We start from the raw sequence: 17,854 nt of genomic DNA, 5'->3' as shown, positions 1-17,854 counted from the left end.
GCCGCCCTCGGCGACCGCTGTCAGCCGTCTTGGCGGTAGTCCGGAACGTCCTCGGGCGTCCTCGGCCAGGCGAACAGCGCGATGCGCTGGTTCCACTTCGCGACGTAGTGCTCGCCGAGGAAAGCCCCGCCCCGCCGCTCCCAGAATCGGCGCCCGTACGAGCTGTCACCGGCAAAGGTGTCGCCGATGACTCGTCGGCACCGCGGTTCGATCTCGAAGACGCTGTCCACGAATCCGCGAAACATGATCGCTCCGTGGCCATGCTCGACCATGTCGAGCTCGGCGATGGCGGCGTGCAACCCGATGTCGTAGGGATGGGCGTCGTAGACGGTGGCGATGTCGTCCTGGGCGGCCCGGAACAACTCCATGTATCCCATCGGACGTCCGTCGATGCTGAACACGTACGGCCGCGAGTAGTTGCCCTCCAATTGGATCTCCAGGTGGCGGCGCCATTGGTCGGCCGGGTAGTCGTAGTGCCAGGTCTCGGCGAGATGTCGCCGGTTCATCCACTCGGAGATCATCTCGGCGTCACCGGCCGGGTCTGCGAAACGCACACTGTACGGTTCGGGGAATATCGGCAGGGGCGGCGGCGGAACCGCGCGGACCTCGTCGGGCACGTCGGCCAGTTGCCGCGCCATCAGCGAACTCATCGCGCACCCGAACCCGTTGTAGCCGAATCGGTTTCGGTGAACATTACAAGCGCCTCCTGGAATTCCGTTGACGGCAGCGCCGTCGCCAATGGGTTCGCCAATGATGCCACGTCTACGTGCGGGTGTCAGCGTCGAAATACCGACCGGCACTCCAGCAGAACTTTCGTCCAGCGGTGTCGAGATCTCGGCGCCGAAAACAACCAAACGTGATCCGACACAACAGCACTGACATGGGTTCGTCGCAGAATAGGGAGTCCCACATGACTGACAAGCAGCACGGCACAAGGCGTCGTGGTCTCACTGCCGCGGGTAGCCGCCGGCGCCGCCGGGTGGCAGCTGCGGGTAGCGCGATGGGGGCTTTTTTGGCTTTTGGGGTGGCGCCGGTGTCGGTGGCGCCGGTGGCGGCTGCTGATGAGTTGGATTGGGCGGTTGATCTTCTCGGTTCGGATTTGGCTTCGGCGTTGGGGGATTTGAGTCAGGCGTCGTCGTGGGAGACGTTGTTTGATGCGGGCTCGTGGGAGCCGTTGTTGGCCAATGTGGGCTTGAGCTTTGATGCGTCGGTGGCGGAGTTGCCGGGTTCGGCGGCTGCTGATGACTGGTTCGGTTCGTTGTTCTACCAGCCGTTGCATGATCTGGGGCAGCAGTGGATCTTGAGTCCGTTTGGTGCTGAGGTCAATTCGTTTATCAACATGTTCGGTTTCGGTCAGATCCTGATCGGTAACGGCGCGGATGGTATTGATGGCGGGTCGTTGGCGGAGGCTGCCGGTGGCGCGGGTGGTTTGTGGTTCGGCGACGGTGGTGCTGGTGGCACGTCGGCGGATGGCCTCGGTGGTGTCGGTGGTGCGGCGGGCATGTTCGGCGATGGTGGCGCCGGTGGTGCGGGTCTTGATGGTGGTGATGGCGGCGCCGGTGGTGCTGGTGGCTGGTGGATGGGTGTTGGTGGTGATGGCGGTGCTGGTGGTGGCGGCATCGATGGTGGCTCTGGTGGTCATGGTGGTGTCGGTGGTGCCGGTATCGGCTTTATGTACGGGGTGGGTGGCAACGGTGGCCTGGGCGGCGATGGTGCCGTGGGTGCGGCCGGCGCCGTGGGCTTGGCCGGTGTTGATGGCGGTGTGGGTGCCGCTGGTGGGAATGGCGGCAATGGTGGTGCCGGCGGTAAGGGTTCGTGGCTGATCGGCTCTGGTGGCCAGGGTGGTGCTGGTGGTCAGGGCGCCAATGGTGGTGCCGGTGGTGACGGCGGCGACGGCATCGACGCCACCGCTCCGGGCGCCGACGGCGGTGCCGCCGGCGACGGCGGCAACGGTGGTGCCGGTGGTGCGGCCGGACACGGCGGCGCCGGCGGTTCCGGTGGCCTGATGGGCTCCTCGGGTGCCGCGGGAGCCGGTGGTCACGGCGGCAACGGTGGTGGTGCCGGCCAGGGCGGCAACGGTGGCGCCGGTGCCGACGGCGATGGCGCCCACATCGATGGCGGTGCCGGGGGCCGCGGCGGTGACGCGGGCACGGCCGGTGCCGGTGGTGCGGGTTCAACCCCGGGCACCTCTGGCGCCGCGGGCGCGGCGGCGACCGAGGGCGGTAACGGCGGCCAGGGCGGCGACGGGGCCGACGCCACCGTCATCGGTGGTGCCGGTGGTGCCGGTGGCCGCGGTGGCGATGCTGGCAACTTGGGCAACGGTGGCGCCGGTGGCGCCGGTGGTGACGGCGCGGTCGGCGTGGCCGGAAACACCATTGCCTCCGGTAACGGGACAACCGGTGGCACCGGCGGTACCGGTGGTGTCGGTGGCGCCGGCGGTGCCGGCGGTTCGGACGCCGGTAACGGTGGCGCAGGTGGCGCAGGCGGCCGTGGCGGCACCGGTGGTGTCGGTGGCGCCGGTGCGGACGGCACCGCGGGTCTGAATGCGGCAGCCGGTAGCGGCGACAACGGTGGCGACGGCGGTGACGCGAACAGCACCGCCGGCAACGGTGGGGTCGGCGGTGTCGGTGGTGCTGGTGGTGTCGGTGGGGCCTCGGCGCACGGCACCGCAGGCGCCCACGGCATCGGTGGTATCGGTGGCGACGGTGGCGCGGCCGGCGCAACAGGCGTCGGTGGTAACGGCGGTGATGGCGCCGGTGGCGGTACCGGGGCAGCGGCCGGTAACGGCGGTAACGGTGGCGCCGGCGGTGCGGTCGGCACCGGTGGCGCCGGTGGCGCCGGCGGCTCCAGCGGCGGGTCGACGCATGCGGCGTCGGGTGCTGCGGGAACCGACGGTACCGGCGGCAACGGCGGTAACGGCGGTAACGGTGGCAGCGGCCTGCTTCTTGGCGACGGCACGGTACAGGCCGGCGGCCAGGGCGGTAACGGCGGTGACGCCGGAGCGATCGGTGACGGTGGTGCCGGTGGCATCGGTGGCCAAGGCGCGACCGGTCAGGCCGGAACCACGAACATCAGCGGCAACGGCACGGACGGTGGTGCGGGTGGCGCCGGCGGTGCGGGCGGCACCGGTGGCGCCGGCGGTACGACCTCGGGCAACGGTGGCGCCGGTGGTATGGGCGGCGTAGGTGGCACCGGCGGCGCCGGCGGCCACGGCCTCGACGGCCAGGAGGGTGTCGACGCGGCGGCCGGCAGCGGCGGCGACGGCACCGTCGGTATCGGCGGTGGCGACAGCGGCAGCGGTGGTGCCGGTGGTGTCGGCGGTCAGGGTGGTGCCGGTGGCACCGCCACGGCGGGCAACGCCGGCGCTGACGGTGACGGTGGCACAGGTGGTACCGGTGGCGCGGCCGGTGATGCCGGCAACGGCGGTCGCGGCGGTGATGGTGCGGGTGGCGGCAGCAACGCCACGGCCGGATCCGGTGCACAGGGTGGCACCGGCGGCAACCGCGGCTCGGCCGGTGCCGGTGGTGCCGGTGGCTGGAACGCAGACAACAGTGCTCAGGCCGACCAGGGCGCGAACGGCGCCGAAGGCGGCGGCGGCAACGGTGGCGCCGGTGGCCGCGGCGGCGACGGCGAGCTGCTCGCCGGCAACGTGACCCAGGCCGGTGGAAACGGTGGCGCCGGTGGCGCGGCCGGTACCGACGGCGACGGCGGCGTCGGTGGCGCTGGTGGTAGCGGCGCTGCAGCGGCCGACGGGATCACCGTCGGCTCCAACGGCACCACCGGCGGAAACGGTGCGATCGGCGGCGACGGCGGCGCGGGTGGCCTCGGTGGCTCGAACTCGGGCAATGGTGGCGCTGGCGGGGCCGGTGGTCAGGGTGGCGCCGGTGGCAACGGTGGTGCAGCACTCGATGCCACCGACGCCGCGCTCGACAGCTCCGGCGGTAACGGCGGCGGCGCGGGTGCCGGCGGCGCGGGCGGCAACGGCGGCGTCGGTGGCGCAGCGGCCAACGGGACCGGCGGTACCGGTGGCGCAGCGGGCAACGGCGGCAACGCCGGTACCGCTGCAGACGGCGGTCAGGGCATCGGTGGCGGCGGTGCCGCCAACGCCGGTAACGGCGGCAACGGCGGCGACGGCGCCGTCGGCGGCGCGGCGGGCAACGCCGGAGCCGGTGGCCTTGGGGCCGAACAAGGCGTCGATGGCGCGGATGGCACCGCGGGTGCGAACGCGGACGGCGCCGACGGCGGTCGCGGCGGCGACGGCTACGGCTTGATCGGCGGATCCAGCACCGGCCAGGGCGGTGGCACCGGTGGCCAGGGCGGCAACGCGGGCGCGATCGGCAACGGCGGCGTCGGCGGTACCGGCGGCACCGGCGCGACCGTCGACGGCATCACCGCCGCCAACGGCAATGGCACCGACGGCTTCGCCGGTGGTGTCGGTGGCGACGGCGGCCAGGGTGGCGCCGGCGGCAGCACCTCCGGTGACGGCGGTGCGGGCGGCGTCGGCGGTATCGGTGGCCAGGGCGGTGCCGGCGGAGCCGGCGCAGACGCGACGGTCGCCGACACCGCGGGCGGCAACGGCGGTAACGCCGGGGCCGGCGGTAACGGTGGTAACGGTGGCCAGGGCGGTGCCGCCACCGACGGCACCGGCGGTGCGGGCGGAAACTCGGGTAACGGCGGCAACGGCGGCGTCGCGGGCGGCGGCGGTAAGGGACTTGGTGGCGGCGGTGCCGGCACCGCCGGAGCCGGTGGTAACGGCGGCACCGGTGCCGACGGTGGTCTGACGGGCACCGTCGGGAGCGGCGGAGCGGGCACCACAACCGGTGCCGACGGCAGTGCCGGCCAGGACGGCGTCGCCAGCGACGGTGGTGTCGGCGGCCAGGGTGGCGCCGGTGAAGGTCTGATCGCCGGCGGCAATGTCGGCCAGGGCGGTGGCCATGGCGGCCTCGGCGGCAACGCGTCCGCGGTCGGTAACGGCGGTACGGGTGGTGCCGGTGGCGTCGGTGCGACCGTCGACGGCATCACCGGCGGTGACGGCAACGGGACCGCCGGCGCTGTCGGTGGGCTCGGCGGCAACGGTGGAACCGGTGGTTCCGGTGGCACCACGTCCGGTAACGGTGGCGCCGGCGGTAACGCCGGTAAGGGCGGCAATGGTGGTGCCGGTGGCACCGGCGCGGACGCGACGGTGGCCGACACTGCGGGCGGCAACGGCGGCGACGCCGGGGCCGGCGGCCAGGGTGGTGTCGGTGGCCAGGGCGGTGACGCCGTGGCCGGCACCGGCGGTATCGGCGGTAACGCCGGTGACGGTGGCAACGCCGGTGCGGCAGGTGACGGCGGTGCGGGCCTCGGTGGTGGCGGCGGCGCCAACGCAGGAGCCGGCGGCCTGGGCGGTAATGGCGCCGACGGCGCCGCGGCAGGCGTCGCGGGCACGGGCGGATCCGGCGTGGATGGCGACGGTGCCGACGGCAGCGACGGCGTGGCCGGCATCGGCAGCGACGGTGGTGCCGGTGGCAATGGTGGCGCGGGTGTGGGCCTGATCAGCGGCACTGATACCGGCCAGGGCGGTGGCGCCGGCGGTCACGGCGGTGCTGCCGCTTCGGTGGGCGCCGGTGGTGGCGGCGGCAACGGTGGCGCAGGTGCGGCCGGCATCGCCGGGATCACCGACACCGATGGCAATGGCACCAACGGGACCCACGGCGGCGTCGGCGGTGCGGGCGGTGTCGGTGGTGCGGGCGGCACGACTGCCGGCAACGGCGGTGCGGGTGGCCAGGGCGGCGTCGGTGGTGCGGGTGGCAACGCCGGCCACGGTGCCGATGGCACCGCTGCCCCGGTCGTGCCCGGCACTGGGGCATCCGGTGCCGACGGCACTGACGGCGGCAACGGGGGTATCGGCGGTAACGGCGGCGTCGGTGGCGACGGTGGCGCCGGTGGTATCGCCAGCAACGGCAGCGCCGGGGTGGACGGATCCGGTGGCCAGGGCGGAAACGCCGGCAACGCCGGTAACGCCGGCAACGGCGGACGCGGTGCCGACGGCACCGGCGGCGGTACCGGTGCGGTCGCCGGTTCCGGCGGCAATGGTGGTGACGGCGGTGTCCGCGGCACGGCGGGTACCGCGGGTACCGGCGGCTGGAACGCCGGGCACACCACCCAGGCGGCCAGCGGCAACGCCGGTACCTCGGCGATCGGCGGCAATGGTGGCGCCGGCGGTAAGGGCGGCACCGGTGTGCTGCTCGCCGACGGCACCGCGCAGGCCGGTGGCGCGGGCGGCCACGGCGGTGACGCCGGACCGGTCGGCAACGGTGGTGCCGGCGGTAACGGTGGTGCCGGCGCTGTCGGGGCGACCGGGTCGACGGCCCTGGCCAACGGCGGAACCGGTGGCAACGGCGCGGCCGGTGGTAACGCGGGCAACGGCGGTAAGGGTGGCTCGATCTCCGGTAACGGCGGTCAGGGCGGCGTCGGTGGTGCCGGCGGCAACGGTGGCGCCGGCGGCGCCGGCGTGCAAGGTCTCGCGGGGGCCGACGCTGCCGCGGGTAGCGGTGGCGACGGTGGCGACGGCACCGACGGTGGCAACGGCGGCCAAGGCGGCAACGGCGGCGTCGGCGGCAACGGCGGTCAGGGCGGTAGCGCGACCAGCGGCACCGCCGGTCTCGACGGCAGCGGTGGTATCGGCGGCAACGGCGGTGCGGCCGGTGCCGCAGGTGACGGTGGCCGCGGCGGCAATGGTGCCGGCGGCGGCAGCGAGGACACCGCGGGGCACGGCGGTAACGGCGGCGCCGGCGGCGACCGGGCCGCGGCGGGTGCCGCCGGCAAGGGCGGCTTGAGCGGTGACGGTGTCACCTACCGTGCCAGTGGTGCGGCCGGAGCGTCCGGCGGTGGCGGTAACGGCGGCAACGGTGGTGCCGGCGGTCACGGCACGCTGCTCGCCGACGGGTCGACCGGCCAGGCCGGTGGCTACGGCGGTAACGGTGGCGCGGCCGGCGTGATCGGCACCGGCGGCGTGGGCGGTGCCGGTGGTAACGGCGGCAACGGCGTGGCCGGTAGCACCGAGCTCGACGGCAACGGGACCCTCGGTGGCGACGGCGGAGTCGGTGGCGCCGGTGGTCTCGGTGGCGCTGGTGGCACCACCTCGGGTGCCGGCGGCGCAGGCGGTGCCGGTGGTACCGGTGGCAGCGGCGGCAACGGTGGCGAGGGCGTCTCCGGTGCCGGCGGAAGCTCCGGCGGCCAGGGCGGTAACGGCGGCGACGCGGCCGCCGGCGGTGCCGGCGGCCAGGGTGGCACGGCCACCAATGGCGCCGGTGGCGTCGGCGGTAAGGGCGGCAACGCCGGCAACGCCGGCAACGGTGGTGCGGGCGGCCACGGCGGCAGCGGCGGCACCGATGCCACCGCGGGCAACGGCGGCAGCGGCGGTGACGGCGGTGACCGTGACCTCGGTGGCGCCGGTGGTGCCGGCGGTCTCGGCACGGGCGGTCAAGCTGCCGCCGGCCAGGACGGCACCAACGGTGCCGGCGGTGACGGTGGTGCCGGTGGTAACGGCGGTACCGGTCTGACGCTGCTGGACGGCTCCGCGCAGGACGGTGGTGCCGGCGGTCAGGGTGGTAACGCCGGCGCCATCGGTACCGGTGGTTCCGGTGGTAACGGCGGTACCGGCTCGGCTGGTATCGACGGCAGCACCGACGCCAACGGCGACGGCACGGCCGGTACGGCCGGCGGCAACGGCGGCAGCGGCGGCGCCGGTGGCGCCGGTGGAACCACCTCGGGCAACGGCGGTGTCGGCGGCATCGGCGGTACCGGTGGAGTCGGCGGCCACGGCGGTGCCGGTGACAACGGCGCCACGGGCGCCGATGCAGCGGCCGGCAGCGGCGACAACGGTGGCAACGGTGGCGACGCCACCAGCACCAACGGCGACGGCGGCGCCGGCGGTAACGGCGGTAGCGGTGGAGCCGGCGGCGCGGCCACCAACGGCAACACCGGCGCAGCCGGCGCCGGCGGCAAGGGCGGCGCCGGCGGTAACACCGGTGACGGCGCCAACGGTGGTAACGGCGGTGCGGGTGCCGGCGGTGGCGCCGAAGCGATCGCCGGCGCCGGCGGTAACGGCGGCCACGGCGGTACCGCGGGCACGGCGGGCACCGGTGGTGCCGGCGGTACCGGCGGCGACGGCACTGCTGCTGCCGACGGTCAGGACGGCTCGGTGCTCGGCGGCAACGGCGGCAACGGCGGCGACGGCGGGAACGCCGCGCTCGGCCAGATCGGCGGTAACGGCGGTACCGGCGGCGCGGCCGGGACGATCGGTACCGGCGGCGCGGGCGGCGACGGCGGGGCTGGTGCCAACGGCCTGGCCGGAGCCATCAGCGGCAACGACGGCACCGACGGCGGAGCCGGTACGGCCGGCGGTAACGGTGGCGCCGGCGGTGCCGGTGGCACCATCTCCGGTGACGGCGGTGCCGGCGGTCAGGGCGGTATCGGCGGTGCTGGCGGGGCCGGCGGCAACGCCGCCAACGGCACCGCGGGAACCAACGCCACCGCCGGAAGCGGTGCCGACGGCGGTGACGGCGGTGACGCCAACGGCGCGGCCGGTAACGGCGGTGCGGGCGGTGCGGGCGGCCAGGGTGGTTCCGGCGGTGCGGCGACCGTTGGCAACGACGGTGCCGACGGTGCGGGCGGCCAGGGTGGCGACGGCGGTGCGGGCGGTAACGCCGGCGTCGGCGGCCGCGGTGGCAACGGCGCAGGCGGCGGAACCAATGCGGTTGCGGGCAGCGGTGGGGCCGGCGGCAACAGCAGCAGCACCGCGGGTGCGGGCGGCGCGGCCGGTGCCGGCGGTGTCGGTGGCGACGGCGTCACCGAGGCCGATAGTGGCGTCAGCGGTGCCGACGGCGCGATCGCCGCTGGTGGCACCGGCGGCAACGGTGGCAACGGTGTGACGCTGGGCAACGGCCTTGCCCAGGCCGGCGGCCACGGCGGTGTCGGCGGCAACTCCACCGGCGAGTTCGGCAACGGCGGAGCCGGCGGTAACGGCGGCACCGGCGCGGGCGGCACCAACGGAACCAACGCCGCGACCGGCGCGGGCGCGGCCGGCGGCAACGGCGGTAATGGCGGTGCGGCCGGGCAGCACGGCACCGGTGGCGCCGGCGGTAACGCAGGTAACGGTGGTAACGCCGGCAATAACACCAGCACCGGTACGACCGGGGCCGCCGGCGCCAACGCGCCGAAGGACCCGCAGGGCCAGGGCATGGCCGGTGGGACCGGCGCCCAGGGCGGCAAGGGTGCTACCGGGTTTGCCGGCGGCGCCGGCGGTGTCGGTGGTGTCGGTGGTGCCGGTGGCACCGTCTCCGGTGATGGCGGACAAGGCGGCCTCGGCGGTTTCGGTGGCGACGGCGGCAAGGGCGGCACCGGTGGCACCGGTGGCCAAGGTGGTACCGGTGCCAACGGCTCCCTCGGCCTTCCAGGACGCCAAGGAGGCACCGGCGGCACCGGTGGCCTGGGCGGCGACGGCGGACTCGGCGGCGCCGCCGGTCAAGGTGGCGCCGGCGGTGTTGCCCTCGGTGACGGCCAGGCCGGTGAGCATGGCGCCGGCGGCGAGGCCGGTGACGGCGGCAAGGGTGGCGCCGGTGGTGTCGGCGGCAAGGGCGGCACGGGTGGTGCGGGTTACGGCGGCATCTTCGGCCAGGGCAAGGGCGCGCCCGGCGCCGGCGGCACTGGCGGTACCGGAGGCACTGGTGGCACCGGCGGCCAGGGCGGCCCCGGCCTTGAGGGCCCCGGCAGCGGCGGCGACGGCGGCGCGGGCGGCACCGCGGGCACCGGCGGTGGCGCCGGTGCGACCAACGGGACATCCGGTGGCACGCCCAAACCGGGCGTTCCTGGCGGGCCCGGCCAGCCCGGCGCCACCGGTCCGCACGGGTAATCCGCGCCGAACGTACGAGGGCCCGGTCCGACATCAGTCGGGCCGGGCCTCGTGCGCGACGGCGACAGACCCCTTAGACGGTCAGCACAACCTTGCCGGCGACCTCTCCCGACGACAGCAGCCGGTGCGCCTCGGCGGCCTGCTCGATGGGCAGTCGCGCACCGATCACCGGCTTGATCCGGCCGTCGGCGAGCATCGGCCACACTTCGTCGGTCACCGCGGCCACCACAGCGCCTTTACCGTGCGGGCCCTCCACCGGCCGGCCGCGCAGCGCGGTGGCGATCACCCCGGCGCGTTTGCCGATCAGCTTGCCCAGGTTCAGTTCGCCCTTGACCCCGCCCTGCATCCCGATGACGATCAGGCGCCCGTCGTTGGCCAGCGCATCGATATTGCGGTCCAGGTAGACCGCTCCCATGATGTCCAGAATCACGTCGGCGCCACCGGCCTCGCGGACCCGCGCGACGAAGTCCTCGTCGTGATAGTTGATGGTCACGTCGGCGCCCAGCTCGCGGCAGAACGCCAGCTTGGCCTCCGATCCGGCGGTGACGGCCACCCACGCGCCGAGCTGGTGGGCCACCTGAATGGCGTGGCTGCCCACCCCGCTCGCACCGCCGTGCACCAGCAACTGTTGTCCCTCGACCAGTCCCGCCGTCTGCACCAGGTTCGACCACACCGTGCAGGCCACCTCCGGCAGGCCGGCGGCGTCCACCAGGTCCACGCCGTCGGGGATCGGCAGCACCTGCGGGGCCGGCACCGCGACATACTCGGCGTAGCCGCCGCCGGATAACAACGCGCAAACCTGTTGCCCGACAGCCCAATCGGACCCCCCGTCGCCCACCGCTGCGACCTCGCCGGCGACCTCCAGGCCGATCGTCGCACTGGCGCCCGGCGGCGGCGGATACTTGCCCGCCGCCTGCAGCAGGTCGGCTCGGTTCACCCCGGCCGCGGCGACCCGGATCAGCACCTCGCCGGCGGCCGGCCGCACGTCGTCGATCTCTTGCCAGGACAACACCTCGGGGGATTCAGCGACGATGGCACGCATGCCGAACACGCTACTACCAGCCGCAATCGCTTAGCATGACGCTGTGCAGCGCCGCGATCGCCCCCGGACCGGGAGTGACCTGCCCGGCTTGGACCTCGCCGAACACCAAGCCTGGCAACATTACTTAGACGCCGTGCTGCGCTTCGATGCGCTGCTGAACCGGTTGCTCAACGCGGAGCATCAGTTGTCGGTGATCGACCTGCGGGTGCTGGACATCTTGACCAAGTCCGCCGACGGATCGGGTCGGATGGGCGATCTGGCCGGCGCGTTGGCGGCGACCCGGCGCCAGATGACCAAGCGGATCGACCGCCTGGAGGCGCGCGGGCTGGTGCAGCGTGAAGGAGACCCGCAGGACCGGCGAGGGGTGGTCGCGGTGGTCACCGATGACGGCCGGGACATGGTCGACCGGGCGCGAATCAGCTACACGCGAGGTGTGGTGACCCACCTGCTCGGTCCACTGTCGGCCCGTCAGATGAATACGATCGCGGAGAACTGTTGGCGCATCAGGCAAGCCCTGAGCGCCCCGGATGGCCAACATGGCGTCGTCGCATCCGATCAGACCTTTCCGGAGGCCCCGAGTTGTTACATGCCGGGAGTCGACGATGCGGGTAAGCGGTGTTGGCATGAGTTCCTCGAATCGGCGGAGGCGCTGTTTCCGGTGATGCATGACCACCTGCTGGCCGCCCACCGGCTCGCGTTGATCGATGTGCTGTTGCTGGACCGAATCGCCAAGTCGCCGGGGGGCGCCGTGCCGATGAGCGTGTTGGGCGAGGCGTTCGCGCTGACGCCCAGTGGCGTCACCCAGCACGTCGCCCGGCTGGAATCCGGCGACCTGGTGCGCCGAGGACCGGGGCAGGGCGATCGGCGTCGTGTGGTCGCCGGGATCACCGCGCCAGGGCGAGCACGGTTGGGTCCTGCGCTTGCCTGTTACGCCAAGGAGATTCGCAGGTTGTACTTGGATCCGATGTCGCGCCCGCAGGCGATCGCACTCGGCGACGCGTGCCGCCGAGTCAGTGTGCCACTGAAATCCGGGGCCGGGCGCCCGGCCTGACCCGTTCGCCGGAATGCGGCGGCGCAAGCCTCTCTGCGGCTGTCAGTTACCCCGTCGCCCGCCCCGCTCGTGGACATAATAAGCACTGTGTGCCAAGGGTATTCACCATTCAGCCCAGGCCATCGGCGGCGCGGCCCGATGATTTCTACGAGAACCGTTCTCACAATTTGCTGCTTCCTCGGCTGCGGCTTCGCTTGGGAGGCAAGCGGAACCGGTTACCCGCGGGTAGTTACCACTTGAAGTAGTTTCTGCGTGGTCCCGTCGTTTAATCGGCTGCCCAAATTGCGCCGCTGACGTGGGCATTCGCCGTGACCGGCCGGGCGTACAGACGAGCGCGCCACCAAACGTGTTCGCGAATAACAACGTTCGATTAGAGACACTCAGCCCCCGCTTAGTTACGTTCAGCGCTGTTCAGAGTGTCACCACATTCACCTGCCGAGGAGTTCCCCTTGCACGCCACCATTCGCCCCTACGCCACCGCTGGTGTGGCACTGGTTGGGGCCAGTCTCGTCGCGGTTAGCCCGCTGTCCGCGCCGCTGCCCGCGCTGCGTGACGTCCAATCCCCGGCGGTGGCGTTGACCAGTGCGTGGGATGACGTGCTCAATGCCGCCTCGGCCAACATGACCAGCCTGTTGAACAACTGGTACCTGGCGCCCGGGGTCGGCATGCAGCAGTTCTGGGCCAACCAGCTCGACTACTGGGACCAGTTGGCCAACGACCCGTCGGGTTCGACCAATGCGGTCAACGAGGAGATTCAGAAGCATCTCAACGCGGTGATCTCGGGCTGGGCGCTGCAGAACGAGACCGACGCAACCCACGCTACGGTGCTCAACCACACCATGGATGGCTCCCATCAGCTGATGTTCGGTCAGGTGGCGGGTTATATCCCGGCCGATGTGGACAAGTCGATGATCATGCCGATCATCGACTACCTGGGCTCCCCGTCAAGTGCGGTCTTCATGGGGATGATCGGGCCGATGATCAGTCCGTGGATCGCGTTGATGAACAGCATCACCGACCACGACAGTTTCGGCGACACCCTGGCCAATATGTGGGGGGCCACCCTCAACGGCGCCACCCTGAATCTGGATGCGTTGTTGCCGATGATCAACGAGTCCGGATACTTCCCGGCCGGGATGAACATGGACCACCTGGACATCGCCTTCGGTGGACTGCTGTCCCCGGGTGCCGTCGCGGTGGGCCCGTACCAGGTTCTTGGCCCCGGCGGTGAGGTCGCCGCCTCGGTGCCCGCGGTCGGCGGGTCGATCTTCCAAAGCGTGGGAATCGAATTCAGTGGCGTGCCGGTTATAGGCACCCTCGATCTCAACAGTGCCGGCATCGGGCCGATCGCCGCGTGGCAGGCCTGGGGCCAAACCGTCGGCGCATTGTTGGGGTCGGGCTGGGATGGCAAGGGCGCGGTGGTGGTGACCCCGCCGTTAGCCGGCGCCGGTCTGCCGCTGTTGCCCACCGACGCTCTCGACGACGGCGGCCTGGGTGCCTCAGCAACCGACGCGTTCGGCTGGCTGGGCGACCTGCTCGGCCTCTGATCTCCCCTAAACCCCTGTCCCCCAGTTGCTTAGAGAGGCAGCCATTAGTATGAGTCGTCACCACACCCCCTGTCGTCGCCACTCCCGGGCGATCGGCGCCGCCAGCGCGGTGGGCGCATTCCTAGCGTTCGGAGTGGCCCCACTGACTGTGGCACCGCCGGCGCAAGCCGATGAATTCGACTGGATCACCGATCTTTTCGATTCTTCGGCGTGGATGGCTGCCGGGCCGGCCGATGTGGGCGCCCTTGACTGGACCACCATGATCGACCAGTGGCTCTATGAACCGCTGCATACCTCGATGGAGAACTGGATTAACAGTGACTTCGGGGCGATGGTCAACGGCTGGATCAACACCTCGGCCGGACAGTTCCTGATCGGCGATGGCGCCGACGGAACCGTCGACAACCCCGACGGCGGCAACGGCGGCCTGTGGTTCGGCGACGGCGGAAACGGTTGGGACAGCACCGAAGCCGGAATCGTCGGCGGCAACGGCGGCAATGCCGCGGGTTGGATCGGGGATGGCGGGATCGGCGGCGACGGCGGCGCGGGCGCCAACGGCGGTGACGGCGGAGCCGGTGGCCTCTGGATGGGCAACGGCGGAGCCGGCGGCAACGGGGGCCAGTCCCTGGATGCGGCTGTCGCCGGTGGCAACGGTGGGGCCGGCGGCAACGCGTCGGGGTGGTTCTTCGGCAACGGCGGGGTCGGCGGCAACGGGGCGGATGGGTTGGCCGGTGCCGCAGGCACATTCGCCAACGGCGGCGATGGCAACGGCATAGCCGGCGGCTACGGCGGCAACGGTGGCGCCGGCGGGCGCAGCGGATTCATGTTCGGCAACGGCGGCAACGGCGGCAACGCCGGAGCCGGCGGTAAAGGTGGCGACGGCGCCACCGGCACCGCCGATCACGTCGACGGCGGAAACGGGGCCTGGTCCTGGGGCGGCGGAGCCGGCGGTGCGGCCGGCGGGCGCGGATCCTCCATCTACACCAGCCCCATGTATGGACACGTCGGGCAGCTCGGAAACGGCGGCGACGGCGGCGACGCCGGTAACGGCGGCGACGCCTACCAAGACGTCAACGGCAACTACCTGGGCAACGGTGGTGCCGGCAGTGACGGCGGGTACGCCGGCAACGGCAACATCGGTGGCAACGGCGGTGACGGCGGTGCTGGCGGCGCCGGCCTCAACGGTGGTGGCGGCGGCTGGGGCGGCAACGGCGGCCAGTCCGCCGGCAACAACACCGGCGGCGCCGGCGGAAATGCCGGAGCCGGCGGAGATGCCACCGCGGGCACCGGTGGCAGCGGCGGTTGGGGCGGTTGGGGCGCTCCATCCCAAGACGGTGCCGGCGGTGCGGGCGGTAACGGTGGCGCCGGAGGCAATGGGGCTACCGGCGACAACACCGTCAAGACCATTGGCGGCGACGGCGGCGGTGGCGGTATGGGCGGAAGCAGCCAAACCGGGGTCGGTGGGGCCAGCGGCGACAGCGGGGACGGCGGTGCCGGAACCTATGCCGGCGGTAACGGTGGTGACAGCTTCTTCGGTGCCGGATCGGGTGCCACCGGCGGGGCCGGCGGCCGCGGCGGCAACGGCGGCGACAGCACCGGGTGGGACGACGGAACCGGAACCATCTGGAGCCACGGCGGTAACGGCGGTAGCGGCTCGTCCGGCGGAGGCGCTTACACCGGCGATGCGGCGGCCGGCGGCAACGGCGGCAACGGCGGTGCCGGGGCGACCGGGCCGGGTGTCATCAGTGTGGGTGGCAACGGCGGCAGCGGCGGCAGCGGCGGCACCGCCTACGGCGGCGGCAATGCCGGTGCGGGCGGTGTAGGCGGCAACGGCGGAAGCGGCACGGCATCGGGAGGCAATGGCGGCACCGGTGGCAGTGGCGGCGCGGGCATGGTCCTTCTCGGCGGTAGTGGGTCAGGCGGCACCGCGGGCGACGGCGGTGCCGGCGGCACCGGCGGCAACAGCGGCGGCGTCACGATGCCCGCCAACAACCCCTACGGTGCCGGCCCCGGCCACGCCGGCAACGGCGGCGACGGCGGCATGGGCGGCACCGGCACCATCGGCGCCGGCGGTGACGGCGGGTCCGGCGGGACCGGTGGTAGTGCCCAGGGCAGCGTCGACGCCGGCAATGGCGGTAACGGCGGCGTCGGCGGAACCGGCTACACGGGCGCGCCGGCAACCAATCCCGCACACGCACCCGGCGGCAACGGCCACGACGGTGGCGTCGCAGGCAATGGAGGCCAAGGCGGCGCCGGCGGCAGCGCCGTCGACGGCAGCGGCGGGAACGGCGGTGCCGGCGGAGCGGGCGGCACCGGCGGCGCCGGCAGCCGGGGCGGCAACGGCGGTACCGACTCCGACGGCAACACCCTGCCCGGCGGGGACGGCGGCGACGGCGGCACCGGCGGCAACGGCGCGGCCGGCGGCGCGGGCGGCGCCAGCACCGGCGGCACCAACGGGGCGCACGGCGCAGCCGGGGCGGCCGGAGCAGGCGGCGCCGGCGGCGTGGCGGGCACCGGCACCCCGCCGGGTCAGCCCGGTACCGACGGCGGCAGTGGGCAGCCCGGCTGACCCGGTACGATTTCCCGCGGTGGCGTGGCAGAGCGGCCTAATGCACTCGCCTTGAAAGCGAGAGACGGCTAAAACCGTCCGGGGGTTCAAATCCCTCCGCCACCGCCGTTCGGCCGGTTTCAGCCCACCAGACCCGGCGCCGGTTCGCCGTTGCGCTTGCGCTGCAACAGCACCGCAGACCAGGATCCGTCGATCGGAACCTGCTGCACCGCCTGCACGCCGTACTGGCGTAGCGCCGCCAAGAACCACTCCCAGCGCAGATCGGTACCGGGCCGGCCCGGCTCGGGGTAGACGACCCAGGCCGTCCGGCCGGAGCGGGCCGCGCTGTAGGCCGCCCGTATCCAGGCCACGTCCACCCGACGGGTCACGAACGCGATGACAACCTCGACGTCGTACGGGTTGGCGCGACTGATCGCCAACAGTCGCAGCCCCGATTCGGGCGGCGCGTTGATCACCGCCACGTTGCTGCCGCGGTCGATCTGCAGCATCTGCTCCAGCTGCGCCAGCCCGGGTGCACTGGTGGTGTCGTCATACAGGGCAGTCGTCATCAGCGGGTGACCAGCCTTCCTGCATCGCGTATTCCATCCTGGTGAAAAGGGTTCACTCAGATGCCATTCAGCATGGGAGGCTGCGCGCGCACTGTCCAATACGTAGAACCATGCGGAGCTATTGGTAAAACGAATACTTTCCCGACGGCCCCCGCCGCTCGGCCACTACTGCGTTGAGGGTCGCGCCGAACGCGCGCGCCGCTGCCGAGTGGTAGATACCAGAACGCTGCAGCAGTTGCACGGTGCGGGTCGGCAGCGGCGGGTCCAGTGGGACCGGGCGCAGGTCCGGGCGTTCACTGGTGATTGCATCCGGCAACACGGTGGCGACGACGCCGCGGCTCACCAGCTCCAGCAATGCGCCGACCGAGTTCGCCTCGACTGCAATGTTCTGCGGCACTCGACAGTTCGTGAAATAGGAGTCGACATGCCCTCGGGTGGCGAAGTCCGAACTGAGCAGGCCGAGCGGCTCGCCGGCCAGCTCAGCAACCGGCACCCGGTTAGCCGTCCCGAGCGGATGGCCCGAGCCCACCACCAGGCCCAGCGTCTCGGTGAACAGTGTCCGGACCTCGATACCGGCCGCGTGCCCGCCGGCGAAGCCGATCCCGAGGTCGAGTCGGTCCGCCAGCAGGTCGGCCTCGATCCGGTCCTGGTTGGTCTCCACCACCGTCACCCTGATGCCCGGGTAGGCCGTTCGGAATCGCTCGATCAGCGGACCGATCAGATACGCGGTGAAGGTGGGCGTCACCGCGATCCGCAGGTTGCCGCGGGACAGATCGCGCACGTCGTGCACGGCGCGCTCGGCGGCCTCCAGATCCCGCAGCGCGAGCCGGGCGTGGTGGACATAGGCCGAACCGGCGTCGGTGAGCCGGACGGTGCGTCCGGACCGGTCGAACAGTTCCACCCCGAGCGTGTGCTCGAGTTGCTTGATCTGTTGGGACAGCGTCGGTTGGGAGACGTGCAGTGCTTCGGCGGCCCGAGTGAAGTTCTGGTGGTCGGCGACCGCCAGCAGGTACTTGATATGCCGCAGCTCCATCGGTCGACTATAGGAATCCGCGCCCGCCGGTGCTGCGATATCCGGGGCTCCGCGTTGACTCTGCGCCCACCAGGCACCTCACTCGCACTTTCGCCTGGTAGGCGCAGAGTCATCCCTGAAGGGGTGGGGTCCGGTCAAGGGTTGGTGTGCTGCGGTTTGTTCGGTTTCG

The 17,854-nt window shown here is 72.6% G+C and carries 8 protein-coding genes and 1 tRNA gene; 5 read left to right on the top strand and 4 right to left on the bottom strand.

Translation table 11 applies throughout. The features are described 5' to 3' along the window. Positions 1–20: 20 nt before the first annotated feature. A complete protein-coding gene (locus A5648_RS08395) occupies positions 21–650 on the bottom strand; it encodes a GNAT family N-acetyltransferase (protein ID WP_065024097.1) in 630 nt (209 codons plus the stop codon). 260 nt (positions 651–910) lie between these two features. Between A5648_RS08395 and A5648_RS24880 the strand changes: the two genes are divergently transcribed. Continuing rightward, positions 911–9,895, top strand: a complete 8,985-nt coding sequence (locus A5648_RS24880; RefSeq protein WP_165607316.1) for a PE family protein — start codon at positions 911–913, stop codon at positions 9,893–9,895. 73 nt (positions 9,896–9,968) lie between these two features. Here the strand turns inward: A5648_RS24880 and A5648_RS08380 are convergent, their stop codons facing one another. Continuing rightward, positions 9,969–10,937, bottom strand: coding sequence for an NAD(P)H-quinone oxidoreductase (locus A5648_RS08380; RefSeq protein ID WP_065024094.1), 969 nt, complete (start codon positions 10,935–10,937; stop codon positions 9,969–9,971). 43 nt (positions 10,938–10,980) lie between these two features. Between A5648_RS08380 and A5648_RS25035 the strand changes: the two genes are divergently transcribed. The 4 genes from A5648_RS25035 (at position 10,981) to A5648_RS08360 (ending at position 16,209) form a co-directional block, all read left to right on the top strand. Continuing rightward, positions 10,981–11,988: a MarR family transcriptional regulator gene (locus A5648_RS25035; protein ID WP_082966381.1), complete on the top strand. Its 1,008-nt coding sequence runs from the start codon at positions 10,981–10,983 to the stop codon at positions 11,986–11,988. Between the two features lie 449 nt (positions 11,989–12,437). Next, a complete protein-coding gene (gene gjpA, locus A5648_RS08370) occupies positions 12,438–13,535 on the top strand; it encodes an outer membrane porin GjpA (protein WP_065024093.1) in 1,098 nt (365 codons plus the stop codon). Between the two features lie 133 nt (positions 13,536–13,668). Further along, the gene (locus A5648_RS24875; protein ID WP_165607315.1) at positions 13,669–16,104 is read left to right on the top strand and encodes a PGRS repeat-containing protein; all 2,436 of its coding nucleotides are present in this window, start codon (positions 13,669–13,671) and stop codon (positions 16,102–16,104) included. Positions 16,105–16,122: 18 nt separating this feature from the next. Continuing rightward, positions 16,123–16,209, top strand: a tRNA-Ser gene (locus A5648_RS08360). A 14-nt stretch (positions 16,210–16,223) separates the two neighbouring features. Here A5648_RS08360 and A5648_RS08355 read toward each other — a convergent pair. Both A5648_RS08355 and cynR read right to left on the bottom strand, forming a co-directional pair. Next, positions 16,224–16,652, bottom strand: coding sequence for a hypothetical protein (locus A5648_RS08355; RefSeq protein WP_065024091.1), 429 nt, complete (start codon positions 16,650–16,652; stop codon positions 16,224–16,226). Positions 16,653–16,770: 118 nt separating this feature from the next. Further along, complete coding sequence (cynR, locus tag A5648_RS08350; RefSeq protein WP_065024090.1) at positions 16,771–17,685, bottom strand: transcriptional regulator CynR; 915 nt, start codon at positions 17,683–17,685, stop codon at positions 16,771–16,773. Positions 17,686–17,854 lie beyond the last annotated feature (169 nt).

It is taken from the genome of Mycolicibacter sinensis (assembly GCF_001673565.1).
GTDB classification, from domain to species: domain Bacteria; phylum Actinomycetota; class Actinomycetes; order Mycobacteriales; family Mycobacteriaceae; genus Mycobacterium; species Mycobacterium sinense_C.
This window is presented reverse-complemented; position numbering and strand designations above follow the sequence as displayed.

Coding starts and splice junctions, on each gene's coding strand:
- A5648_RS08395 (WP_065024097.1), bottom strand. CDS start 650: ATGAGTTCGCTGATGGCGCGGCAACTGGCCGACGTGCCCGACGAGGTC.
- A5648_RS24880 (WP_165607316.1), top strand. CDS start 911: ATGACTGACAAGCAGCACGGCACAAGGCGTCGTGGTCTCACTGCCGCG.
- A5648_RS08380 (WP_065024094.1), bottom strand. CDS start 10,937: ATGCGTGCCATCGTCGCTGAATCCCCCGAGGTGTTGTCCTGGCAAGAG.
- A5648_RS08355 (WP_065024091.1), bottom strand. CDS start 16,652: ATGACGACTGCCCTGTATGACGACACCACCAGTGCACCCGGGCTGGCG.
- cynR (WP_065024090.1), bottom strand. CDS start 17,685: ATGGAGCTGCGGCATATCAAGTACCTGCTGGCGGTCGCCGACCACCAG.